Source organism: Gemmatimonas sp. (assembly GCF_021298855.1).
Taxonomy (GTDB): domain Bacteria; phylum Gemmatimonadota; class Gemmatimonadetes; order Gemmatimonadales; family Gemmatimonadaceae; genus Gemmatimonas.
This window is the reverse complement of the sequence record NZ_JAJTHI010000016.1, coordinates 14197-35486: the sequence shown is the minus strand read 5'-3', so window position 1 is coordinate 35486 and position 21290 is coordinate 14197. Positions and strand designations below refer to the sequence as shown.

General features: G+C 70.0%; 21 protein-coding genes and 1 pseudogene. 10 read left to right on the top strand and 12 right to left on the bottom strand.

Annotated elements, in window-relative coordinates:
- Nucleotides 1–8 precede the first annotated feature (8 nt).
- Nucleotides 9–1616 carry an amidase gene (locus LW840_RS06640; RefSeq protein ID WP_291273369.1) on the top strand — a complete coding sequence of 536 codons (1608 nt, stop codon included), beginning with the start codon at nucleotides 9–11 and terminating at the stop codon, nucleotides 1614–1616.
- Nucleotides 1617–1633: 17 nt separating this feature from the next.
- On the opposite strand, the gene LW840_RS06635 is transcribed toward LW840_RS06640, so the two are convergent.
- Together LW840_RS06635 and LW840_RS06630 are read right to left on the bottom strand one after the other, a co-directional pair.
- Entirely contained in the window at nucleotides 1634–2596 is a 963-nt protein-coding gene (locus LW840_RS06635; protein WP_291276666.1) for an NAD(P)H-binding protein, read from the bottom strand.
- Between the two features lie 45 nt (nucleotides 2597–2641).
- Entirely contained in the window at nucleotides 2642–3427 is a 786-nt protein-coding gene (locus LW840_RS06630) for a hypothetical protein (protein WP_291266896.1), read from the bottom strand.
- Nucleotides 3428–3591: 164 nt separating this feature from the next.
- Between LW840_RS06630 and sseA the strand changes: the two genes are divergently transcribed.
- Nucleotides 3592–4446: a 3-mercaptopyruvate sulfurtransferase gene (sseA, locus tag LW840_RS06625; protein WP_291276665.1), complete on the top strand. Its 855-nt coding sequence runs from the start codon at nucleotides 3592–3594 to the stop codon at nucleotides 4444–4446.
- Complete coding sequence (locus LW840_RS06620) at nucleotides 4443–5318, top strand: aldolase/citrate lyase family protein (RefSeq protein ID WP_291266895.1); 876 nt, start codon at nucleotides 4443–4445, stop codon at nucleotides 5316–5318. Before sseA ends, LW840_RS06620 begins: the two co-directional genes overlap by 4 nt.
- On the opposite strand, the gene LW840_RS06615 is transcribed toward LW840_RS06620, so the two are convergent.
- Nucleotides 5281–6021, bottom strand: coding sequence for a peptidylprolyl isomerase (locus LW840_RS06615; protein WP_291273963.1), 741 nt, complete (start codon nucleotides 6019–6021; stop codon nucleotides 5281–5283). The two genes, LW840_RS06620 and LW840_RS06615, sit on opposite strands and share 38 nt — an antisense overlap.
- Before the next feature lie 58 nt (nucleotides 6022–6079).
- Between LW840_RS06615 and LW840_RS06610 the strand changes: the two genes are divergently transcribed.
- Nucleotides 6080–6352, top strand: coding sequence for an Ada metal-binding domain-containing protein (locus tag LW840_RS06610; RefSeq protein WP_291260560.1), 273 nt, complete (start codon nucleotides 6080–6082; stop codon nucleotides 6350–6352).
- Between the two features lie 4 nt (nucleotides 6353–6356).
- On the opposite strand, the gene LW840_RS06605 is transcribed toward LW840_RS06610, so the two are convergent.
- Nucleotides 6357–6608, bottom strand: coding sequence for a hypothetical protein (locus LW840_RS06605; RefSeq protein ID WP_291260561.1), 252 nt, complete (start codon nucleotides 6606–6608; stop codon nucleotides 6357–6359).
- A 189-nt stretch (nucleotides 6609–6797) separates the two neighbouring features.
- Here LW840_RS06605 and LW840_RS06600 point away from each other — a divergent pair, with 189 nt between their 5' ends.
- The 3 genes from LW840_RS06600 to LW840_RS06590 all read left to right on the top strand — a co-directional run bounded on the left by LW840_RS06600 (nucleotide 6798) and on the right by LW840_RS06590 (nucleotide 8974).
- Nucleotides 6798–7193, top strand: a complete 396-nt coding sequence (locus LW840_RS06600; RefSeq protein WP_291266893.1) for a DUF952 domain-containing protein — start codon at nucleotides 6798–6800, stop codon at nucleotides 7191–7193.
- A gap of 193 nt (nucleotides 7194–7386) precedes the next feature.
- A complete protein-coding gene (locus tag LW840_RS06595; RefSeq protein ID WP_291260563.1) occupies nucleotides 7387–7890 on the top strand; it encodes a hypothetical protein in 504 nt (167 codons plus the stop codon).
- Between the two features lie 4 nt (nucleotides 7891–7894).
- Nucleotides 7895–8974: a zinc-binding dehydrogenase gene (locus tag LW840_RS06590; protein ID WP_291260564.1), complete on the top strand. Its 1080-nt coding sequence runs from the start codon at nucleotides 7895–7897 to the stop codon at nucleotides 8972–8974.
- Between the two features lie 17 nt (nucleotides 8975–8991).
- Here the strand turns inward: LW840_RS06590 and LW840_RS06585 are convergent.
- The 5 genes and pseudogenes from LW840_RS06585 to LW840_RS06565 form a co-directional block, all read right to left on the bottom strand.
- A pseudogene (locus tag LW840_RS06585) lies at nucleotides 8992–9807 on the bottom strand (DUF3179 domain-containing (seleno)protein); the annotation flags it as partial.
- A gap of 379 nt (nucleotides 9808–10186) precedes the next feature.
- Nucleotides 10187–10981 (bottom strand): SDR family NAD(P)-dependent oxidoreductase, encoded by a 795-nt coding sequence (locus tag LW840_RS06580; RefSeq protein ID WP_291260565.1) that lies wholly within the window; start codon nucleotides 10979–10981, stop codon nucleotides 10187–10189.
- 49 nt (nucleotides 10982–11030) lie between these two features.
- Nucleotides 11031–12434, bottom strand: a complete 1404-nt coding sequence (locus tag LW840_RS06575) for an alpha/beta fold hydrolase (RefSeq protein WP_291266891.1) — start codon at nucleotides 12432–12434, stop codon at nucleotides 11031–11033.
- A gap of 60 nt (nucleotides 12435–12494) precedes the next feature.
- A complete protein-coding gene (locus LW840_RS06570; protein WP_291266890.1) occupies nucleotides 12495–13721 on the bottom strand; it encodes an ABC transporter permease in 1227 nt (408 codons plus the stop codon).
- The gene (locus LW840_RS06565) at nucleotides 13718–14665 is read right to left on the bottom strand and encodes an ATP-binding cassette domain-containing protein (protein WP_291260568.1); all 948 of its coding nucleotides are present in this window, start codon (nucleotides 14663–14665) and stop codon (nucleotides 13718–13720) included. The genes LW840_RS06570 and LW840_RS06565 overlap by 4 nt, the downstream gene beginning before the upstream one ends.
- A 166-nt stretch (nucleotides 14666–14831) precedes the next feature.
- Here LW840_RS06565 and LW840_RS06560 point away from each other — a divergent pair, with 166 nt between their 5' ends.
- On the top strand, nucleotides 14832–15092 hold the full coding sequence (locus LW840_RS06560) for a DUF4342 domain-containing protein (protein WP_291260569.1): 261 nt from the start codon (nucleotides 14832–14834) through the stop codon (nucleotides 15090–15092).
- A 26-nt stretch (nucleotides 15093–15118) separates the two neighbouring features.
- Here the strand turns inward: LW840_RS06560 and LW840_RS06555 are convergent, their stop codons facing one another.
- The 3 genes from LW840_RS06555 to LW840_RS06545 form a co-directional block, all read right to left on the bottom strand.
- Nucleotides 15119–16168, bottom strand: coding sequence for a serine hydrolase domain-containing protein (locus tag LW840_RS06555; protein WP_291266889.1), 1050 nt, complete (start codon nucleotides 16166–16168; stop codon nucleotides 15119–15121).
- Nucleotides 16169–16253: 85 nt separating this feature from the next.
- Nucleotides 16254–16481 (bottom strand): DUF1289 domain-containing protein, encoded by a 228-nt coding sequence (locus LW840_RS06550; protein WP_291266888.1) that lies wholly within the window; start codon nucleotides 16479–16481, stop codon nucleotides 16254–16256.
- Between the two features lie 31 nt (nucleotides 16482–16512).
- Nucleotides 16513–17292 (bottom strand): DUF2071 domain-containing protein, encoded by a 780-nt coding sequence (locus tag LW840_RS06545; protein WP_291266887.1) that lies wholly within the window; start codon nucleotides 17290–17292, stop codon nucleotides 16513–16515.
- A 234-nt stretch (nucleotides 17293–17526) separates the two neighbouring features.
- Between LW840_RS06545 and LW840_RS06540 the strand changes: the two genes are divergently transcribed.
- Nucleotides 17527–19812, top strand: a complete 2286-nt coding sequence (locus LW840_RS06540; RefSeq protein WP_291269412.1) for a hypothetical protein — start codon at nucleotides 17527–17529, stop codon at nucleotides 19810–19812.
- Between the two features lie 10 nt (nucleotides 19813–19822).
- Entirely contained in the window at nucleotides 19823–21250 is a 1428-nt protein-coding gene (locus LW840_RS06535) for an HD domain-containing phosphohydrolase (RefSeq protein WP_291276664.1), read from the top strand.
- Nucleotides 21251–21290 lie beyond the last annotated feature (40 nt).

Below are 21290 nucleotides of genomic sequence, written 5' to 3'. Positions count from 1 at the left end.
TTCCCCGCATGTCTCTGTCGCGTCGTGACGCGCTGGCTCAACTCAGCGCCCTCTTTGCCGTGCCATTCGCCGCCCGCGGGGCGTGGCGGCCTGCCGCCGAGCGCTCCGCGCCCGCCGACGATCCGCTGGGTGGAACCATTGCCCTGTACCAGGCGGGACGGTTGCGTGGCGAGTACTCCGCCGTGGAGGTCACCACGCTGGCACTGGCGCGCTGCCGCACACTCGGCGCACAGCTCCGCGCCATCGACCTGCTCGCCGAGACGGCGCTGGCCGAAGCGCGCGCCTCCGACGACCGCCTGCGGCGGCGCGCGCTGCGGGGCCCGCTCGACGGCGTGCCGCTCTTTGCCAAGTCGATCTACGATATGCGGGGGCTGGCCACGACGGCGTCGAGCGCCGAGTGGGTGCGGCTGTTTCCCACCGCCGTAGCGCGTGATGCCATTGAAGTGGAGCGGCTGCGCGCGGCCGGCGCCGTGCTGCTGGGCAAGACGGCCGCCGACGACTTCGCCTACCGCGGCAACGGCACCGCCAGCGCGACCGGACAGGTGCGCAACCCGCATGATGCCGCCGGGCGCATCACCCCCGGCGGGTCGAGTGCCGGCTCGGCCGTGGCCGTGGCCTGCGGCATGGCGTTCTGCGCGCTGGGCACCGACGACGGCGGCTCCAATCGCATTCCGGCGCAGTTCACCGGTGTGGTGGGGGTGAAGCCCACCTTCGGGCTGGTGCCGCGGACGGGTGTCATTCCCACCTGGCCGGTGCTCGACACGCATGGGCCGCTGGCCCGTACGGTGGCCGATGCCGCCCTCATGCTCGATGTGCTGGCAGGCCACGAGGGCGGCGATGGGCTGTCGCTGCGGGCGCGCTGGCAGCGCGGCACGCTGGGTACGCTCGATGCCAACGCGCTGCGCGGGGCGCGGCTTGGCGTGGTGGAGGTGCATGCCCCGCGGGCGCAAATGACGGCCGAGTGTCTTGCGGTGTTCGACAACGCCCTGGCCGACTGCGCGAAGGCCGGTGGCATTGTCGAGGCGTTCGTGCCGGCCGTGGATCGCACCAACTATCGCGAGCAGTTCGCGGCGGCGGCCACCGCACGGGGCGATGTGCCCCCCAACGCCAATGCGCCGGGCGCCACCGCCAACGCGCTGCGGCGCTACTTCGAGCGGCAGGGGGTGAACGCCACGATCGCCATGCAGCGCGGGCTCGCCGCGTACCGCGCCTTTTACGACGTGCTGCCCACGGAGTGGAGCGACTTGGCACCGCTCACGAAGGTGCCCTACGAGCGCGATGCGGCCTCGGTGAGCTTTCTCGCGTCACGCGAGACCGTTGTGGCTGCACTGGCCCGCAGCATGGCCGGACGGCGCATCGACGCCATGGTCTATCCCACCATGCCCTTCAAGGCCCCCGAAGCCACGTCCCCGTGGCCCGACGTGCGCACGCCGCTGGGCTACGGCAACTGGCTGGGACTGCCGGAGATCTCGGTGCCGGCCGGCTATGGGGCCGACGGGCTGCCGGCGGGCAACCTGAGTTTCGTGGGACTGCCCGGCAGCGACGCGAAGCTGTTTGCCTTGGCCCACGCCTACGAGCAGGCGAGTCGGCGCTTCCGCATGGCGACGGTGGGCTGACGCGAATCCGGCACGGGTCAGAACACCGCGTGCTCGCCGCGGTCGTCGGCCACCTCGCCGCGCAGCAGGCGCGCGTAGTGCGCCTCGAGGGTGTCAGTGCCGAACGACGGCGTGGCGTCGGCATCGTAGCGCTGTGCCACCGGATCCCACAGCAGCATGGATTCGGTGGCGTAGTAGCGGCCGATGCGCGCAAACTCGGCCTTGTCGCGGAGCGGCGGAATCACGGCGCCCAGCGCGCCAAGCACCCCGGCAATCACATCGAAGAGCGTCACCGGCACGCTGGTGAAGCGCGGTGGCTTGCCGGCCACGCGGAAGAGCAGTTCGCCCTGTTCGCGCAGGGTGATGGCCGGCCCTGGTCCGCCGATGGGCAGAATGCGGTTCGCGCGCGACGCATCGCTGAGGCAGGTGGCGAGATACTCGGCCACGTCGTCGTCGCTGATGGGCTTGCAGGCGGTGCGCGTGCCATCGTCGAAGAGCAGGAAGGGCTTGCCCTGCTGCACGCGCTTCACCTGCCCCGAGAGGCTTTTGAAGAAGGCGGTGGGGCGCACGATCGACCAGGTGAGCCCCGACCCCATGAGCGCCGCTTCGAAGGCCAGCTTGGCGTGCTGAAACACGAGGAGCGGTTTCTGCACACAGATGGCCGACAGCAGCACGAAGTGCGTCACGCCGGCCGTCTTCGCGGCCTCGAGCACGTGCAGATGCGCCTGGTGGTCAACGGCCCACGCGTCGACGGGCCCACCGGTGCGCGACGCGAGACAGCTGACGACCGCATCGAATCGCTCCCCGCGAAAGACCTCGCGCGCCAGGCTGGTGGGGCTGGTCACATCGCCGGTGCGTACCATGGTGCCCGGAATGTCCGGCACGGCGCGCCGCTTTGGCCGCACGACGCACACCACCTCGTGACCGCGGCGCACCAGCGCCCGCGCCGTGGCCCGACCGATCGTACCAGTGGCACCCAACAGGAGGACTCGACGGGACATGGCGGCGGTGCGGCAAAGGCGGGCGAGGGGAGTGCGGTGCGGAGCTCAGTGCGCGCCGGGAGCCGCGCGGGGCCGGGCCAGAATGCCGGCAACCTCGAGCACGAGCGCGCGCTCCGTGGCCGCACCGCGGTTGGGGAGCTTGTACCCCGTAATGAAGATCCATTCGCGGGGCAAATTGAACTGGATGGCGGGAATTGCCGCCGCCAGATCGTGCCGCCCCGAGTACCAGTCGGCCACCAGGCTCACGCGGCGGCGAAACACTCCTCCCAGCGGTTGCTCGATGCCCGCCATCATGCCCAGCTTTTCCTTGCCGAACAGCTGCGGGGTGCCGTAGGTGGGGCCAGCGGTCAGGCGTGTCTGGAGCTGGGGCAGTCGCACACTGCCCGACGAGAAGATCCAGCTGCCGGCGCCGCCGCCATCGAGCGAGACCGGAACGAGGGCGCCCACGGTGCCGCGCACCTGCCACGCCTTCCCCCGTCCGGAGGGGAGCTCGTAGACCGACTTGAAGCCCGCCGCGATGGTGCGATTGCCGGTGGCCGGGCGACCGAAGTTGACGAACGACAGGGCGATCTCGGTGTCGAATCCCCCAGGAAGCAGCCTCTTGCCCAGGTGTCCCGCGCCGTAGGTAAGGAACTGAAAGGTATTCCAGGCATTGCGCTTTCCGCGCTCGATCTGGCTTTCATGCGTGAAGAACCACGCGCCTTTCGGGGTGGCTTCGGCATTGGGAATGCCCACGATCAGGGACTGGGCAGCACCGCGGGCAAACGGTATGGTGAGCAGCGTCGCCACGATCAGGGGGACGCGGCGGGGGTTGCGGGGAGCGAAGGGCATCAGGAGGACCGGCGGAATGACGCGAAGCGCAAATTGCCGATAGGTATTGTCGGATTTGCGCGAGACACAGCGTTTCGTGTCAGATTGTTCCCACGTGGGAACGACGTTCCCGATTCCCCGCCATCAGGCGTCCTGCCACCTTGTGACCTCGGAGTTCGACCATCGTGCTGCGCCTTCCCTCACCGCTCGTCAGCACGAGTTGGCTCGCCGAGCATTTCGATCGCCCAGCGCTGCGTCTTATTGACGCCAGCTGGTACCTGCCCGCCATGGGGCGCAACGGCCGGCTCGAGTACAAGGCGGCGCATATCCCGGGCGCGGTGTTTGCCGACCTCGACCTGCTGGCCGACGAGACCGCCCCGTTTCCGCACACCCTCCCGGCGCCGGAGGTGCTGGCGGCACGATTGGGGGCGCTGGGCATCGGCGACGAGCACGCGGTGATCGTGTATGATGGTTCGGGGCAGAACTTCAGCGCACCGCGTCTCTGGTGGATGCTGCGCACCATGGGGCAGGCGCAGGTGGCGGTGCTCGATGGCGGGTTGGTGGCCTGGCAGCGCGAGGGGCGCCCGGTTGCCACCGCCCCCGGACACTATCCGCCCGCCACCTTTACCCCCCGCTTCGACCGCACCCGCTGGCGCGATCTCACGGCCATGCGCGCCCTGATCGCCGCGCGTGACGCGCAGGTGGTGGATGCCCGGTCGGCCGGGCGCTTTACGGGTACCGAAGCGGAACCTCGCGCCGGGGTGCGCGGTGGGCACATGCCCGGCGCCCGGAATGTGCACTATGCCAGCCTGGTGAACGCCGACGGTACCATGAAATCGCCCGCGGCGCTGCGCGACACCTTCGCGCAGGCTGGTGTGAATCTCGAGGCGCCCATTACCGCGAGTTGCGGCACCGGCATAACCGCCTGCGCGGTCCTGCTTGGCCTCGACGTGGTGGGGGCCTCGCACACGGCGCTGTACGACGGCAGCTGGACCGAGTGGGGCAGCCAACCTGATACGCCGGTGGAGACCGGACCATGATCGCTCACGCACGCTCCGCGGCGGCCGCCGCCCTGTTCGTCCTGTTGGGCGCGGGGGCATCGCCCACCGCCCTCCACGCGCAGCCCACGCGCACCGCCGCCCTGCCGCTCTGGAAACAGGGCGGGTCGGCGTTCGGCATTTTCGTGCCCAGCGAACGCGCGCCCAACGCCACCGACGCGGCCGGCAACCGGCTGCCGCCGCTGTACACCGAACAGGGGGCGCACACCCTGGGCGCCAACCCGCTGCTCGACTACCTGTTCCTCAATCTCGAGGGACAGTTCGACATGACCGCCGTGAAGCACATGGTGGCCGGATTGGCCCGGCACCCCGCCGGAGCACGTCCCACTCTGCTGGTGCGCATTCCCACCATTGAGGCGGCTGGCGCCGACAGCACGCGGGCGCGGGTGAAGGCCATTCTGGCGGCCGGCGCCGACGGGGTGGTCATTCCCCATGTGCGCACGGCGGCCGAAGCGCGCCTGGCGGCCGGGTTTTTCAAGGAGGCGGGCGCCAATGTGTGGTCACCGGCCAATCCGTCGGGCACCGTGGTGGCGATGCTCATGATCGAGGATCCCGGCGCCGTCTCGGAGATGGAAGCCATGGCGGCCGTGCCCGGCTACAGCCTGCTGTCGTGCGGCATTGGCAGCCTCACCATGGCCATGGGCGGTCGCGACAAGGCGCCCGACGCGGAGGCGGCCTGTCAGCGGGTGCGTGAGGTGGCGCAGAAGGCCGGGATGCCCAGCATGATGACCGCCAATGCCGCCACGCTGCGGGACCGCATTTCGCGCGGCTATCGGGGGCTGCTGCTCATGGGGGCCACGGCGCAGACCGACAGCCTCATTCGCGTGGGGCGCGAACTGGTGGGTCGCCGGTAGGCACCGTCGGCTCGATGACCGCCGTCGCGATGGAATCGAGCGCCGGAAACCACTTCTGCAGATAGCCGTTCCCCTGGCGCACGATGCGCGCGGGGTTGGGTTCCTCGCCGTACTCGGCGTTGAGCGCGCGCACCACCGCCATCCCTTCCACGACCGTGCCGAAGGGTGAGAACACGCGCTGCCCGTCGAGCTTGCGGGCGTTGTTGCCGGTGTTGATGAACAGTTGGGTGGCGCGCGTATTGGCGCCGCTCGCGGCAAAGGCGATGGTGCTGTCGGCGTTGCTGGAGCGGATGGGATCGTCGGGGATGGCCGCCGTGTCCCACAGGTTGTTCACGGCCGGATCGCCGTGAATGCCGAACTGCACCACGAAGTTGGGCACCAGGCGAAAGAAGCGCACGCCGGTGAAGTAGCCAATGCGCACCAGCTCGTGAAAGCGATCGGCGCCGCGCGGCGCGAGTGAGCGCTTCACCTGCACCACGAACGCCCCCTTGCTGGTTTCGAAACGCACGCGGTAGCTGTCGGGGCTGCGCTCCGGTTCGAGCGACGGCGGGGGAATGCGGGGCGCACCGGGGGTACCGGACGCCGCGGCCGCACCCCGGTGGGCGGCATCCGGCGGCGTGTCCCCGCCGCACGCGGCCAGGGCGAGCAGCAGAGCGGCCGGCAGGCGCCGCACGGTTGGCAGGCAGGACGAAAGGCACATCATGCAGCGCAACTTACCGTGCGCGTTATGGGCGTGACGACCGTGCCGCTACATTGTGGCGATGACCCAGCCCAAGCTCTATCGCCTCGTTGGTGCCGACGGCAGCACGGTGGCCAGCCCAACCCCCGGTACGCTGGGTGGACACCGGAAGACGCGCGTGTACGGCCGCCTCGACTGCAAGGCGGCGCGGCGGGCGCTGGGCACCGGCCGCAGCTACGAACAGCAGCGGGTCTTTTTTGCCGACGAAGCCGCGGCGGTCGCCGCCGGGTACCGCCCCTGCGCCACCTGCCTTCCGGACGCGTACGCGCGGTGGAAGGCACAGGGCGGCAAGTAGCGCGTCAGCTGCGCCGACGGCGCTCCAGTTCGCGGCGTACGGCGCCGGCACGGAGCACGAACGGGACCAGGGCAATGCCCGGCAGCAGCAGCACCGGAATGAGCGCCACGATTGGGGTGGTGGGCCGTGTGACGACGATCCACACGAAGACTCCCACCACGACCGCGTCGATGACGCCGATGTACACGATCCAGTTGGTAAGACGCGCCTTCATGGCCGTGAGCGTCTCGGTGGACAGCGAGGCGAGGTCTTTCATGCGGTCAAGGATGCATCCGGCACAACGCGCCTTCAAGGGAACGGGTACGCGCCGCGCGCCGCGCGCCGCGCGCCGGTGAAACGGGAAGAGCACGGCGCGCGATCCCGCTACCTTGTCGGCGTACCATTTCGATGCCGCGTCGTCCCCGGGGCAGGGGACGAGCGGCTTCCCTCCTGCACACCCAGGCGCATGACGATTGCCAGCGACCGTGCCGTTTTTCACATCTGCTCGCGCACCGCGCTGCAGCACGCACGCGCAGCGGGCGTCTATCGCGCGGACAGTCTCCGGCACGAGGGGTTCATCCACCTTTCGCAGGCGCACCAGGTATTGCCCACGGTGCAGGCCTACTTCGCCGGCGTGCCCGACCTGGTGGTGCTGGTCATCGATCCCCGGCAACTCACCGCGCCGCTCCGCTACGAACCACCGGCACCGCTGCCGTCCCACGCGCCCAAGCCCCCCAGCGACGACCTGTATCCGCACTGCTACGGGCCCATCGATCTGGCGGCCATCGTGGACGCCGTGGAGGTAGCACACTTCACCGGCGCGCCGGTGCACGCCGATACCCTGGCGGTCCTGCGTCGGTAGGCCTTCGCGCGCCTGGCGCTGGCCCACGGCGAGACCCGCATGCCGGCGGATTTCGCGACGTAGCGATGGCGGTGCGGGCCTTCCGTATGGCCCGTGGTGCGGTGGGGCGCCCATGCCCGAAGGCGGCGCGGTCGCGCTAGCTTGGAGGATTGGCACAGCCCCAGTCATACCTTTCCTCTCCCCGACCCATTCCATGGTCCTCACCAAAGACGAACTCCTTGGCGCCCTCACGCACGAAGTGCAGGTGCTGCGCCATCTCCTCACCAAGATCGACGCCGACGCGGTGCACTACCGCCCCACGCCGAAGCAGCGCAGCAGCATCGAGGTGGTGCGCTACCTCGTGGTGCAGGGGCCGGTGCTCACCACCGCCATCAAGACGGGTACGTTCGACCGGGCGGCGTGGGGGGCGGCGCAGGCGGCGGCCGATCAGGCCGACCTGGCAGGTCTCGACGCGATGCTCGCCACGCAGCCGGCGATGTACGCCGAGCAGTTGGCCGCCATGAGCGACGAGGACATGCGCGGCACCATCCAGCTGTTCGGCGGCCCCATGTCGCGCGGCCTGCACTTCGTGACGCTGGTGCTTGCCAACTACGCGGCGTACCGCACGCAGCTCTTCTGCTACCTCAAGCTGTGTGGACGTGAGGAGCTGGGCACCGCCAACCTCTGGCAGGGCCGCGACCCCAAGCCGGCGGCGTAAGCGCGTGCCCCTCCCCAGCGCCATGCCGGCGCGCATGCGGGCCGTGCGACTCGTGCGCCCCGGCCACCCCGTCGAGCTGCAGGAGGTGGCCGTCCCCTCGGTTGGCCCACACGACGTACTGGTGCGCGTGCGCGCCGCCGGCATCTGCCACTCCGACGTGCACTACCGCGCCGGACGCTCGCGGGTGGAGCCCTTGCCCCTCACGCTCGGCCACGAGGTGGCGGGCGACATCGTGGCGGTGGGGAGCGCGGTGCACGACCGTGCCGTGGGGGATCGAGTGTGTCTGCACTACCTGGTGATCTGCGGGCAGTGTCCGCACTGCGTGGCCGGCCGGGAGCAGTTCTGCCCCACGGGACTCATGCTGGGCCACTTCACCGACGGCGGGTGGGCCGAGTACATCGCCGTGCCGGCACGCAATGCCGTGCGCTTGCCCGCCACGGTGCCCTACGACCATGGCGCCGTGATGATGTGCTCATCGTCCACCTCCCTGCATGCGCTGCGCAAGGCCCGATGCACCCCGGGCGACACGGTGCTGGTGGTGGGGGCCGGTGGTCTGGGCATGTCGGCCATTCAGATCGCGCACCAGCTGGGCGCGTCACGGGTCATTGCCGCCGATCGCGACCCCGACAAGCTGGCGCTGGCCCAACGGCTGGGGGCGGTGCCACTCGATGTGCGTGGGCTTGGTCCCGCGGCGGGGGCGGAGGCCGTACGCGCCCTCACCGAGGGACGCGGCGTGGATGTGGCGGTGGAGTTGGTGGGCCATGGCGACACCGTGCTGCTCGCCCTCAAGAGCGTGGCCCCGTTGGGGCGCGCCGTCGTGGTGGGGCTCAACGATGTGCCGGTACCCATCGACAGCTACCGTGATCTGATTGGCCGCGAGGCGGAGCTCATCGGTTCCAACGATCACCTGCTGGGTGAACTCGAGGAGCTGACCGCGATGGCGGCCCGCGGCGCGCTCGTGCTGGACGACGTGGTCACCAACCGCGTGGCGCTCGACGCCGACGCCATCAACGCCGTGCTCGACGCCCTCGAGCAGCACCGCGCGCCGGTGCGCACCGTGATCGTCCCCGACGCTGCCGGATAGCGGCTGGTGGCCGGCTGGAAGGTACGCCAGCTGTGCCAGAACTCCTGACTCGCCACCAGCGCCGTGAGCGTGTCGCTCGTCCCCTGTCCGTTGAAGGCGTACGCCCGTCGCGCGTGGCCCTCTCCGGTGACGAGCGAATCGTGTTCCACACGGAACCGGATGGCGGCACTGGGGCGCTCGAACGCGAAGAAGCTGAGGCTGTCGCTGGCCAGCGCGATCACCAGCGGCGTGCCGTCGAGCACATCGTTGATGGCCTTCGTGCGCTCGAGATGATTCCAATCGTAGGCGCGACTCTGCGTGCCGATGGTAATGCCCACCACCCAGCTCTTCTCGCCCCAGGAGCTGGTATCGGTGCCGGTGAGCTTCTTGCGACTGGTGCCGCGCTCGTAGGCATAGTCCTTGGCGTATTCGCTCAGGAAGGCGCTGTCCGCCTGCATGATGAGACTGGCCGGATACAGCGACAGCCAGCGGGCGAGCGTCACCTGGCGACTGGGAATCTCCGGGAGCACCGTCCCCTTGCGCGGGCCCACCACGGCTTCGCCGTTGGCCTGGCGCCACCAACTGCCGGTGCGCGCATCCTCGAGCATGGCGTTGAAGTGGTCCATGCCCACCAGACGAAACGTCTGCTCCTCGGTGCCCACGAAGGGCGAGAAGACCCGCCCCGTGCGGCAGACGGTGCAGTACGTGACGAGCACGTCCTGCCCACCCACCCGGTCGCGCAGGTGATGATGGTAGCCGATGAACTGCAGCGGATACGCGCGCGCTTCGCCGTTCACCACCACGCCCACCACGAGGCGATCGAGCGCCACCTCGTTGGCAGCAGCACTGGCCATGCGCACCGCGGTGGGTTGCCGGAAGATCTGGTCGGCCGCCATGCGGCCGTTCACGTACCAGGCGAGGGTGCCCACCAGCAGCGTGAGCGGCGCGAGCCCCCACCAGCGGCGCGAGGCGCGTTCGCGCAGCAGCGCCAGGGCGCCGAGGGCGAGCAGGGTGCCGGCGATACCGCGCACCACCCATCGGGCCGACCACAGCAGGTACGCCACGTCGAGGCTGCGCATGCGCTGGCTGCCCGGCAGCGGCATGATGAAGTACACATTGGCCATCTCGAACAGGGCCAGCAGCACCAGCCCCAGGGGATAGAATCGTCGCATCCCGAAAAGAATCGCCGTGCATGCGTGATTGCCACGGCTCCCCGCCAGCAACCGGGCGCCGCTATTGCACGCGGAGACGGTCACGCCGATAGCGCTGCCGCAGCCCCCCCAGCACCCACATGGCGTGCTTGAGCAGGAAGACGATGCACTTGAAGCGCTTGCTGGGCACACAGACCACGGCGCCACGCGCGCGCGCCTGCGCCAGGCTCTCGTCCACCACGCGGTCGGCCGACAACCACGCCCATCTGGGAGGGCCGGTGCGCCCGCTCCCCAGTCGGTCGTGGAACTCCGTGTACGTGAAGCCCGGGCACAGCGCCTGGATGTACACGCCGCTCCCTTCGAGTTCCGTGGCCGCCGCCTCGCAGTAGACACGCTGGTACGCCTTGGTGGCGTTGTAGTTCACGTTGCCGGCGGTGGGCGACCAGCTGGCCACACTGGCCACCACGATGACCGTCCCGGTGCGCCGCTCGGTCATGCCGGGCAGCGCGGCGCTCACCAGCTCGTGCGTGCACATCACATGCAGGCGCAGCATCTGCCGCTGCGTCTCCGGGTCGGCGGTGAGCAGCGTGCCGCGCGTTCCGAAGCCGGCGTTGCTCACGAGACAGGCCAACCGTGATTCGGTCCGCAGGCGGTCGGCGAGCCGGCTGATGTCGCGGTCTTGCGAAAGGTCGGCGACGAACGGCTCCGCCGCGACACCGTGCGCGGCCGCAAGGGCGGCGCACACCGCCTCGAGCCGCGCGTGGTCACGCGCCACGAGCAGCAGGTCGTGTCCCGCGGCAGCCAGTCGCTGCGCGAAGACGTGTCCGATGCCCGCCGTGGCGCCGGTCACGACGGCGAGTGGTCGCGATGCGGTCACGGGCGGGCCGCCGGCGCGGCGAGACCGCGCACCATGCCCCGGGGCTGGATCATTCCTGCTGGAACTCCGCCACCACCAGGCGGCGCCGGTCCTGCGGGTGTGTGCGCACCACGATGGTCTCGCCGTTGACCGAGGCGCGCACAGTGCGGGCCGTGTCGGCGGTGAACCAGCGGAGCGCGCGGTCTACGGTGGGAACCCCCGGGGCGATGCCCGCCGCCGGGACCCCATCGAAGCGTACCGTGTCGCGCGAGGCGCCCAGGTACCCGCGCGGCCGCGTGATGAGCACACTCACGCTGTCACGACGCGACGCCGCTGGTGCGGGCAGACGGAAGTTCACCACGGCGCTCGAGCGGGGAAACCCGCTGCGGTACAGGTGCAGCACGACGCTGCTGTCGGGCATGGCCACCTCGAACTCGTAGCGGGCCGTGGCGCTGGCGCGAAACGGCCCCCAACGGCCGTCATCGCGCGTGACGGCGCGGTGCACGGCCACGCGCGTGCGCACCCCGCTGGCCGCATCCACCTCGTGCACCGTGACCACGGCCCGCGCGAGCGGCAGGTTGGTGGGCTGACCGTTGGCATGGGCGCTGACCATGCCATCGAGGACCACCAGACTGTCCGGCACAATGGCGACCGTGCGCGGTGGCCGACCCACAAGGAAGCGGTACTGGGCGGCAAAGGCGGCCGCCCCAAAGGCCACTTCCCGATGGTCGGTCCCGGGCAGCACCACGTTGGTGGCGCCGGCGAGCGCGGGCGAACGCGCATCCACCCCGGTGGCCATGGTGGGGGCCCCCATGGCGGCGCCCGTGGGCTGGGCGTACTTGTCGAGCGAGTCGCTGCGCAGCGCGAGGAAGCGCACACCGGCCACCACCTCGCTGCCGGCATTGAGGGCGCGCAGGTACGGGGACAGGCCGTTGAATTCACTCTCGGGCGTCATGGTGGCCAGCGCCATGACGCCATGATTGGGCGTACCGCCGGTGATCACGTGGGATACGTGCGCCGCGCCGCCGCCGAAGCGTACATAGTGTCGTATGGTGAGTCCGCCCCGCGAACTGCCCACCAATGCGACCGTGGAGGCGCCGGTTCGCAACAGCACGCGGGTCACGAACGCGGCGAGGGCGGCGGCCTGATCGTCGGGGGTGCTGCGGTTGCTTTCGCGGGCCGTCGGGGTGCTGGCCGCCGATGGGTGGGGGAGGTCCACGGCGAAGAGCCGGTCGCGCGGATAGCCGTTGCTTTCGAAGCGCCAGATGGTGTTGTCCCACAAGCCGGCGTGGTCGCCGTTGCCGTGGACGAACACGATGGGGACCGGGGCCGCCGCCGCAGCGCCACGACGAGGAAGCACCCGCTGCGGCGCCCGCTGGGCCGTCAGTGGGATGGCGCCGACGGCCAGCAGCAGGGTGCCCAAGCCAACCACTGCGCCGCTACGCGCGGCACGTGGCGACCAGGGCGTGGTCATGGCGCCACCGGCTGCCGCCGCGCGTGACTCACGGAATCCATGGGCACCCCCCGGTACAAGTCAGCGTGTGTGGCGAAGCCACCGCCAGGTTTCCGCGAGCGTGGGTTCCTTGCCGTGTAGAAGTATCCCGAGCGCGAAAATCGTTCCCGCCGCACGACGAAAGGCCCACGCCGCCAGGGCGAGGAGCACCACGGCGAGTGCAGGCTCCCACCACGGCACGCTGGTAAGCAGCAGCCGCACGGGAAGCACCGCCATGCTCGTGAGCGGAAAGACCGACAGGACCTGGGCCACGACCGTATCGGGGCGCGAGAGCAGGCTGAAGGCGAGCCCCAGCGGCAGGATGGGCACCAGCAGCAGGGAGGAGCGCGGTGACGAATTGGGGTCGTCGATGGTGGCGGCGATGGCCGCCATGAATGAGAACCACATGATGATGCCGAGCAGCGTGACGAGCCCAACCACCGTCACCGTGGCAGGGTCGCCCGAGATGGCCGGCATGGGGAAGCTACCGGAGCCCAGGAGTCGCGGCAGCGTGGCCAGCAACACGAGGCTGGTGAGGCCAAACAGCAGGGTGCCCACCAGCGCCGCGCTGACCAGCCCGAGAATCTTGCCGTCCATCCAGGTTTGCGGCGGCACGATGGCAATGATCTGTTCGGTAATCCGCTGCTGCTTCTCCCCGGTAATGCCGGTGAAGAGGGAGGCGAAGCCGTTGAAGAGGACCAGCATGCCGAACGCCAGAATGCTGCCCGTCATCATCAGGCTGGACGCTTCGCTGCCCCCCTCGCGGCGCGCCACCGTGGAGACGGAGACGGAGAAGGGAGCGAGGAGCGACGCCCGCTGCACGTCGGTGATGGGCAACGCGGCGAAGGCGGCCCCCTGACGCGCCGTGGTGAGCGCCGTTTCCACGGCGCTGGTCCATGCCGCGCGCTTGCGAACCACGATCTCCGCCGCCTGGGCGCTGCGCACGAGCAGCACACCACCCACCGAGTCGGCGGCAACGGCGTCGCGCGCCGCCTGCTCGGTGGCGTAGCGATCGGAGAGCCAGACCACGTCGTCCACCACGGGCAGCGAGAAGCCGAGGGCGGCCCCGTTCACGACGGCCACCGTGGTGGCGTCGGTCTTGGCCTCCCTCACCAGCTTGGTGAGCACGACCGAGGCGGTGCCTACCACCACCATGACAACGATGCCGATGACCTGCTGGCGCCATTTCACGAACCGGTTGAACTCCCAGCGGGCAATGCGGCGCACCTGCTGCCAACGCGACGGTTCCCCGCCATGCACGGTGCTCATGCCACCTCCGCCAGCACGGGGACCGGCGCCGAGACGGCACCCACCGTGTTGATGTACACCTCATGCAACGTGGGCTGCTCGGTGCGCACATCCACGATCGTGAACAGCTGGGCGCAATGCGCCAGCAATTCGCCCACCGGTGACGACGCTCCCAGGGTGATTTCGAGGGTGCCGTCATCGCGCACCGCGATCCCCGTGGCCGCCGGGTGCGCCCGTACGCGCTGCACCGCCTCGGCAGTCACCTGCGTGGCATGCAGCACGACCTTCCGACCGCCTCCCCAGCGCTCGCGCACGTCGGGGATGGTGCCGTACAGGACCTCCCTGCCGTGCTGCATGACGAACAGGCGATCGGCGAGCCGTTCCACGAGGGCCATCTGGTGGGCGCTGAAGAGCACGGTCATGCCCTCATCGCGCAGCCCCCGCACCAGCGACAGGAACAGCTCCTGATTGAGCGGGTCGAGTCCGCTGAAGGGCTCGTCGAGGATCACGAAGCGCGGCCGGTGCAGCACGGCCGCGGCGAACTGCACCTTCTGCTGGTTCCCCTTGGAGAGGGTGCCCACCTTGTCCTTGAGCCGACCACCCAGCTCGAGCCGCTCGAGCCACGCCGTGGCGGATGCGCGGGCGTCGGCGCGGGTCATGCCGCGCAGCGTGCCGAAGTACTCGAGCACGGTGACGAGCGGCTGGTCCTGGTACAACCCGCGTTCCTCCGGCAGGTAGCCGATCTGTCGGGCGGGCAGGCGCGACACGGCGCCGCCCTCCTGCTGCCACTCGATGCGGCCGCTGTCCGGGTACGTGATGCCCGCCAGCATGCGCAGCAGGGTGGACTTGCCGGCGCCGTTGGGGCCAAGGAGGGCGAAGATCTCGCCGGCCGTGACATGAAACGAGATGTCGTTTACCGCATGCACCTGTGCGAATCGCCGATGCACGTGCGCTACGTTCAGCATGATCGGGGGGTGAAGAGAGGGGACGCATGAAACCCGCAGATCATACGCGACAACTGGTCACCGGTTTCCACGAATGCCCGGGAGTCGCGCCACGCCGGCAGTCTGGCGACATTGCACGGGAGACTGCACCGACGAGCGCCGACCCTCCTGCCCCGGAGCGCGACCGATGAGCGAAGTGAAAGTGGCCGCCGACAAGCTCAAGTCCACCCTCACGCAGCTGCTGCGGGAGGGGAACGTGCGGCGGGTCATCATCCGCAATGCGAGCGGACGCACGTTGCTGGACATGCCGCTCACCGCCGGCGTGGCGGGGGCGGTGCTCATGCCCTTCTGGATGGCCGTGGCCGGCGTGGTGGCGTTGGCCAAGGAGTTCACCATCGTCATCGAGCGCGACCCGGACACGGCGGTGGTGCGCGCCGATCCGCCATGACCCGGACGGCGGCACCGCGGGTGGTGTCAGTCGGTCGCGCCGAGCAGGCGCCGAATGGCCTGCGCCACCCGCTCCGCCGCCGGAGGGTCCACATTGGCCAGCACAATCACGTCGCGCCCGCCCGGCAAGTCGCCTTCGATGATGGCGTTCACGCCCGGGCTCCCGCCGGCGATGCCAATGCCGGGAGGCGGGGCCAGCGGCAAGCGGCGTTCCCGCAGCGCCTGCACGAAGCGCACGAGATCGGCGGCCGACGCATAGCCGCCGCCGGCCGATGATCCGCGCGCCGGCAGCGTGGCCATGTTGTTGCGAGGTGCCGAGGGGGGGACGCCCGGTTCCGCGTCCTGTGTGGTTCCGCGCGCCGCGAAGGCCGGGAGCGAATCGCGTCGCCAATGGGCGCTGCGCGTCATGCCGGCCGGCCCATAGATGCGCTCCGCGACCACGTCGAAGTACGAGCGCTGGGTCCGCTGCTCGATGAGCAGTCCCAGCAGCACGTAGCCGGCATTGGAGTAGGCGTCGCGCGAACCGGGGGTGAACTGCAGTGGTTCGTTGACGAACAGTGGCAGGAAGTCGCGCAGCGTACGCAGCGAGGCCCGCGCGGCTGAGTCCCCGGCGAAGATGTTGCCCTGCACGCCGCTGCGATGGGTGAGCAGCTGCCGCACCGTCACGGCGCGCGCCACGGCGGCGTTGGGATACTGCGGCCACAACGCCGCCACCGTGGTATCGAGCGACCACCCCTGTTCGGCCGCCAGCTGCCGGACCACGATCTGGGTGAACAGCTTGTTCACCGAACCGAGGTTGAAGGCCGTCTCGGCGGTGGGCCGCGCGCCGCCCGGGGCGACCGCGCCGGCAGCAGCAAGGTGCACCACGGTGCCACCGCGCCCTATGGCCACCACCCCCGAAAAGCCCGGGTTGGCCGCGACGAGCGAATCGACACACCGGAAGAGCTGCGAGTCGGCAACGGCAGACGGGCGTGCCACGGCCTGGGCGCCGACAGGCGAGGCCGGTGCCACGAGACCGGCGAGAACGACGGCACGGGCGAGTCGGCACCCGGTGCGCGAGCGCGAGAAGGAGGGCATGTCTGTACGACTCCGAGGCCGTGCGGAGGGGTTGCCTTGCGCCGACGGCTCCGGCACGAGGCGGTTCGCGCGCCACATGAACGGGCTACCGGTTCTCGCCGTGACCACGAAAGCCAAGGCGGGAATTCACGGCGCGGCGTTCGTCGGGGGACATGGCCGACCAGCGGGCAATCTCGGTTCGCGTACGACCGCAGCCGTAGCAGCGGTCGTGTGCGTCGAGGCGGCACACCTTGATGCACGGGGATTGCGTGGACGCCAACGCGACGTGATGTCCGGCGCGGGCGGCGTCGTCGTGATTGACCGGGGTTGCCATGCCCGCAAGGTAGCGGCGTGCAGCACCGGATTCACCGACCCCGGAGGTCGTGCGGTCGCAGCGCGTGGATGGTCACGTTGACCGGTTGGGCGGCCAGCACCGACACCGGCGGCCCCTCGAGTGTGAAACCGGCAAGGGTGGCCGGTCCGGTGTCGAAGGTCTGCACGGCCGGGGTGTGTATGCGATAGGGGGCGTGCGACACCGTTCCACGATAGAGGCGCTGCCGCGCATCGGCGCAGTAGAGGGCGTACCGCTCCACCAGGAAGTGCTCCAGTGAGCCGAGCATGGCAGGGGCACCGTCGTCGCGGGTGCTCCAGGTGTACTGCCACGGCGGGGCCGCCTGCCCTCGGCGCTGACACTGGTAATGCAGGGTGGCCACGCCATGGTCATGGCGGCGCCGCGCCTCCATGTGCGCGTGTTGGTAGGGCAAGTGAAAGAGGGTGCGCGCGATGACCACGGCCACGGGCTGGTTGCAGTCGAGCGAGTAGAACCACACCCCCGGGTTGCCAGCGCGGTCGCGCACGTAGGTGCGCACGTTCAGCTCGAGAAACCACGAGAGCCACGGCACCGGCGGCAGGAATCGCGGGCGCACGCGCGCCATGGCGAAGGGCACGATGCCTACCCACGCGTCCCCATGCAGCGTGTCCACGGACAGGCCGGGCGGCAGCGTGGCCTGCACAGCTGCAGGGTGCGCCGGCCAGTGGAGAAAGAGCAGGTCGCGCCATTGCTGCGCACCCACCGCGGGCGTGCCGGGCGGAGCGGACGACCAGGTGGGTACCGAACGCACGGCGGGCGCGGAAGAGGAAGGCATGCGGAAGCAGCGGAAGGTACAGGGCGTGCTCCTTCCCCCCAAGAGACGGGCGCCCGCGCGTGGTCTCATCGGGTCGGCCCTGCCAGACGGGACCAGCCGTTTCGTTGATCTCGTGTCGTCACCATCAGTGCAGAAAACCCCGCGGTGACCGATACTCACAATGGCCTTCGATCGTCCGACGGTTGTCCGCTTTGAGCCCATTCGACTTCCCCGGCACGCCACACTCCGTCGCCCGTGATTGCGCCCTCCTCCTCTGCCCAATGGTCGCGTCGAACCGAGTCGTCGGTTGCGGCCATCGGTACGGCCATCGGTACGGCCAGCGGCGCCACCAACGCGGCGAGCGACGGCGGACGGCCGCCGATAACGGCAGCACCGGGAAGCGACCGGCCCCCGGCCGAGGTGGAGGCCATCCGGGAGTGCCTGATGCTGCTTGCGAAGGCCGTCCGGTGCTACCAGACCCTGCCGGCGAGCCACCCGATTTGCGTGGCGGCGATCGCCGCGGTGCATGCCGCTCTCGGCCGGCTCCCCCGTAGCGAGCCCCTGGCGTTCCGCGTCGGTGCCTCGTGGGTGACGATCGATCAGGGGGTCACCATCACGTTGAACGGGGGCGAGGTCGATCTCGCCCGCCGCCTGCACCGCGCCCAGGTGGACACCGTGGAGATCGCGTGTTCGACCACACCCGCCGAGTTGAGCCGCTTCTGTGCCGAGTTGGGAGGGCTCAATGAGGCCGCACCGCCCGCGGGCGGCGTCGCGAGCGGCTGGAGTGGGCAGCGGGGCGAAGGGATCACCATGCGCGCGTCGCATCGCCCGGTGGTGATCGATGCCGGCACTCCACCGGCAGTGGTCCGGCGACTGGTCGACGCCGCGCAACGCCAGCGACGGGAGCAGTTGGCCAACGGCGGACCGGTGCGGCATCGCTACCCCCCGCAGCGGGGATGGGTGCGCGTCGATCCCTCCGTGACCTGCGACGCCGTGACACTGGCCGACCTGGCGTTGCTGCTCGGTGATCCGGTGGAACTGGCCGTGGCCTTGACGCGCCTCACGGACGAGGAGCCAGCAACGGCCATTGATCGACAGACTGCCTTTGCCGAGCGGTTCGCCGAGATGGCGGCGCTGTTCGCCAGCTTCGATCCGCAGATCGGGGAGCTGCTCTTCTCCAAACTGGCCCGGTCGCTGCTCGACCTCGACGAGAGCCGCCGGATCGCGCTGCTGCGAAAGACGGTGCTCACCGGTCTCCTCGACGGCGCGCTGGAGGGTTCCGTGCTCGCCAGCTTCCCCGATGTGGCGCTGGCCGACGCGCTGTGTCTGCTGCTTGACCTCGAGACGGCGGCCCCCGAGCTGCTGGCCACGGCCGTGGATCGCCTGGCCCTCCCCTCGGAACGGCGCGAGGCACTCGACCCGTTGCTCCGCGATCGCCTGGGGCGACGGCTGGCGACCGACACGGCGGCCTATGGGCCCGACGCCGCCATAGAGCGGTTTGCTCGAAAACTGATCGCAGTAGATCCCTCCGGCCAACGCCACTTCGCCGACTATGTCGCGTTCGATCTCGCGCTCACGGACGCGGCGATCGAGGAGACGCAGCGCCTCGTGCGCGACACTGCGGCCATGGATGAGACCGACACGCACCTCGGGACCCTCTCCCACCTGTTGCGGGTCGAATCCGATCCCACCTCGGCGGCACGGTTGCTGGCGCAGGCGGACGTGCTGCTGGACACGCTTGGCCAGCAGGGGCGATGGATGACGGTTGCGCATTGGGGTCGCCACCTGCGTACCCTCGCCGAAACCGAACCGCCATCGCGTCCGGAGGTGACCGCGGCGATTGCCGCGGCGTGGTGCAGCTTCTGGACAGCCGAACGCCTTGCCCTGCTGGCACGGCAGGACACGCACGAGCGCCTTTCCCCCGCCACCACTGACGCGCTCCTCGACGGGTTCGGGGCCCACCTGATCACCGCCATCGTTGCCGGCCTCCATGATCCCGTCATGGCCGATCGCGCCCGCGCGCTATTGGCCGGGTTGGGCGACCATGCCTCCACGGTTGCCCCCATGCTGGCCCCGCAGCTGACCTCGGCGACGGGGGAGGTCCGCCTCGCGATCATCCGTTTCCTCGGTCGCGCGGGGGCGGCCTATGGCAGCAAGGTCGCCGCCGTACTGGCCTCGGGCGACGACGCGGCCGTCCGGGAAGCGCTGCACGCGCTGGCCACGATGGGGAGCTCGGCGGCAGCGATCACGGTGGCGCGCCACCTGGTGGCCGGTCCCGCGTCGACCCGGCCCGCAGCCGCGGAGGCGCTGCTGCGCTTCGCACCAGCCCAGTTGCAGCCGCGGGTGCACGACCTGCTCGCCAACATGGACTTCGTGCGGCGACATCCCGGTCTGGCACAGCAGTTGCTCGACTGCGTCGGCCGTCCCGTCCCCGCCGATGTGGCGCCGACGCTCCGAGCGCTGACGAGTCTGCGCTTTCACCTCTGGAACCCGGCGCTGGTTCGCGTGGCCCGCAGCGCCGCGCAGCTGCTGCAGGCGTGACCCCCCATCGATGACCCTTCCCGCTCACCCGTCCACCCCATTCGGCGACCCGGCGCCCTCCGCCGGGCCAGTGGCCATCCTGCGGGGCATCGGTACCGTGCGTCGTCTGATCGGGCTGTATCCTCACGGTCACCCGCTCGTCGAGGAGCGGCTGCGGGTGCTCCACGAGACGGTACAGGCGCAGCTGCGCCGCCAGTCGGCCGTCAGCATCGATATCATCCAAGGGGAGGTCACCGTCGACGGGGCCTCGGGGGCGCTGGACCTGGAGACCGGTGGTCAGGTCATCGAGGACCTTCTGGCCCTCGGCGTCCAGAGCATTCAGCTCGGTGAGGGCGTGGACCACGAGGAATTGCGCGCGCTGGCCCAACTGCTCTGGGACATGCAGTACCATCCGGTCGAAGGCACGGTCGGGGCCCAACTCGCCGTGCGTGGAATACGGCATGTTCGCCTGAGCCGGCTGGTACCGCTCGACACGCGCCAGGTGGTGCCGGAGTGGCCCGACGCGCCATCCGGGGTGCTCGATCCGGACTATGCGGAATCGATCATGATGTCCAAGGCGACCTTCGACGAGATCGCCGCGGGCGGTGAGCTCAGGGCCAGCACCGTGCGGGACTTCGTCCAGCTGCTGATGTACAAGGTCTCGCGCAGCAACGCCGTGCTCAGCCAGATCCTGGCCGTGAAGAACTACGACAACCAGACGTGGCTTCACTCGGTGAATGTGGCAATGCTCAGCCTGCTGCTCGGACGGCAGATCGGTCTCCGTGAGGAGTTGCTGGGCGCCCTCGTCGAGGCGGCGCTCCTGCATGACATCGGAAAGTCGCACGTTCCGCTCGATATCCTGCGGAAGCCGGGCACGTTGGACGACCGCGAACGGCGCGTCGTCGAGGGCCATCCCGCGCAGGGCGCCGAGTTCCTCCTGCGCACGCCGGGATTGCATCCGCTCACGCCGCGCCTTGCGCTCGAGCATCACCGAACCGTTCGGGGCGGCGGGTACCCGAACCTGGGTGACGGGGTCATCCCGCACCCCATGAGCCAGCTTCTGTCGGTGGCCGACATCTACGAAGCCGTCACGGGTGTGCGCACGTACCGCAAACCCGCCCCGCCCGAGCAGGCGTGCCTGCTGCTCGCCCGACTCGCTGGCGACACCCTCAACGCCGCGCTGGTCAAGACGTTCGTGAACGCGATCACGTTCTTTCCCCTCGGTTCGCTGGTCCGCACCAGCGACGAGCGGCTCGGGGTCGTGGTCCGCATCACCGAGGGCGACCTGCTGCATCCGGTCATCGTGCCGGTCAACGACCGGTTCGAGCGCGCCGGGGACGAGATCGATACGAGCACCCGAGATGGGCGTGGGGCGTATCGCCTCCACATCGTCGAGAGCGTCCCGCCGCCGGTCGAGACGCTCGACGTGGGCACGTTCCTGGCCGACCGCGCCGCCTGACGCGCCCCCCGGCGCCGATCACCCGCACTCATGAGCGGTG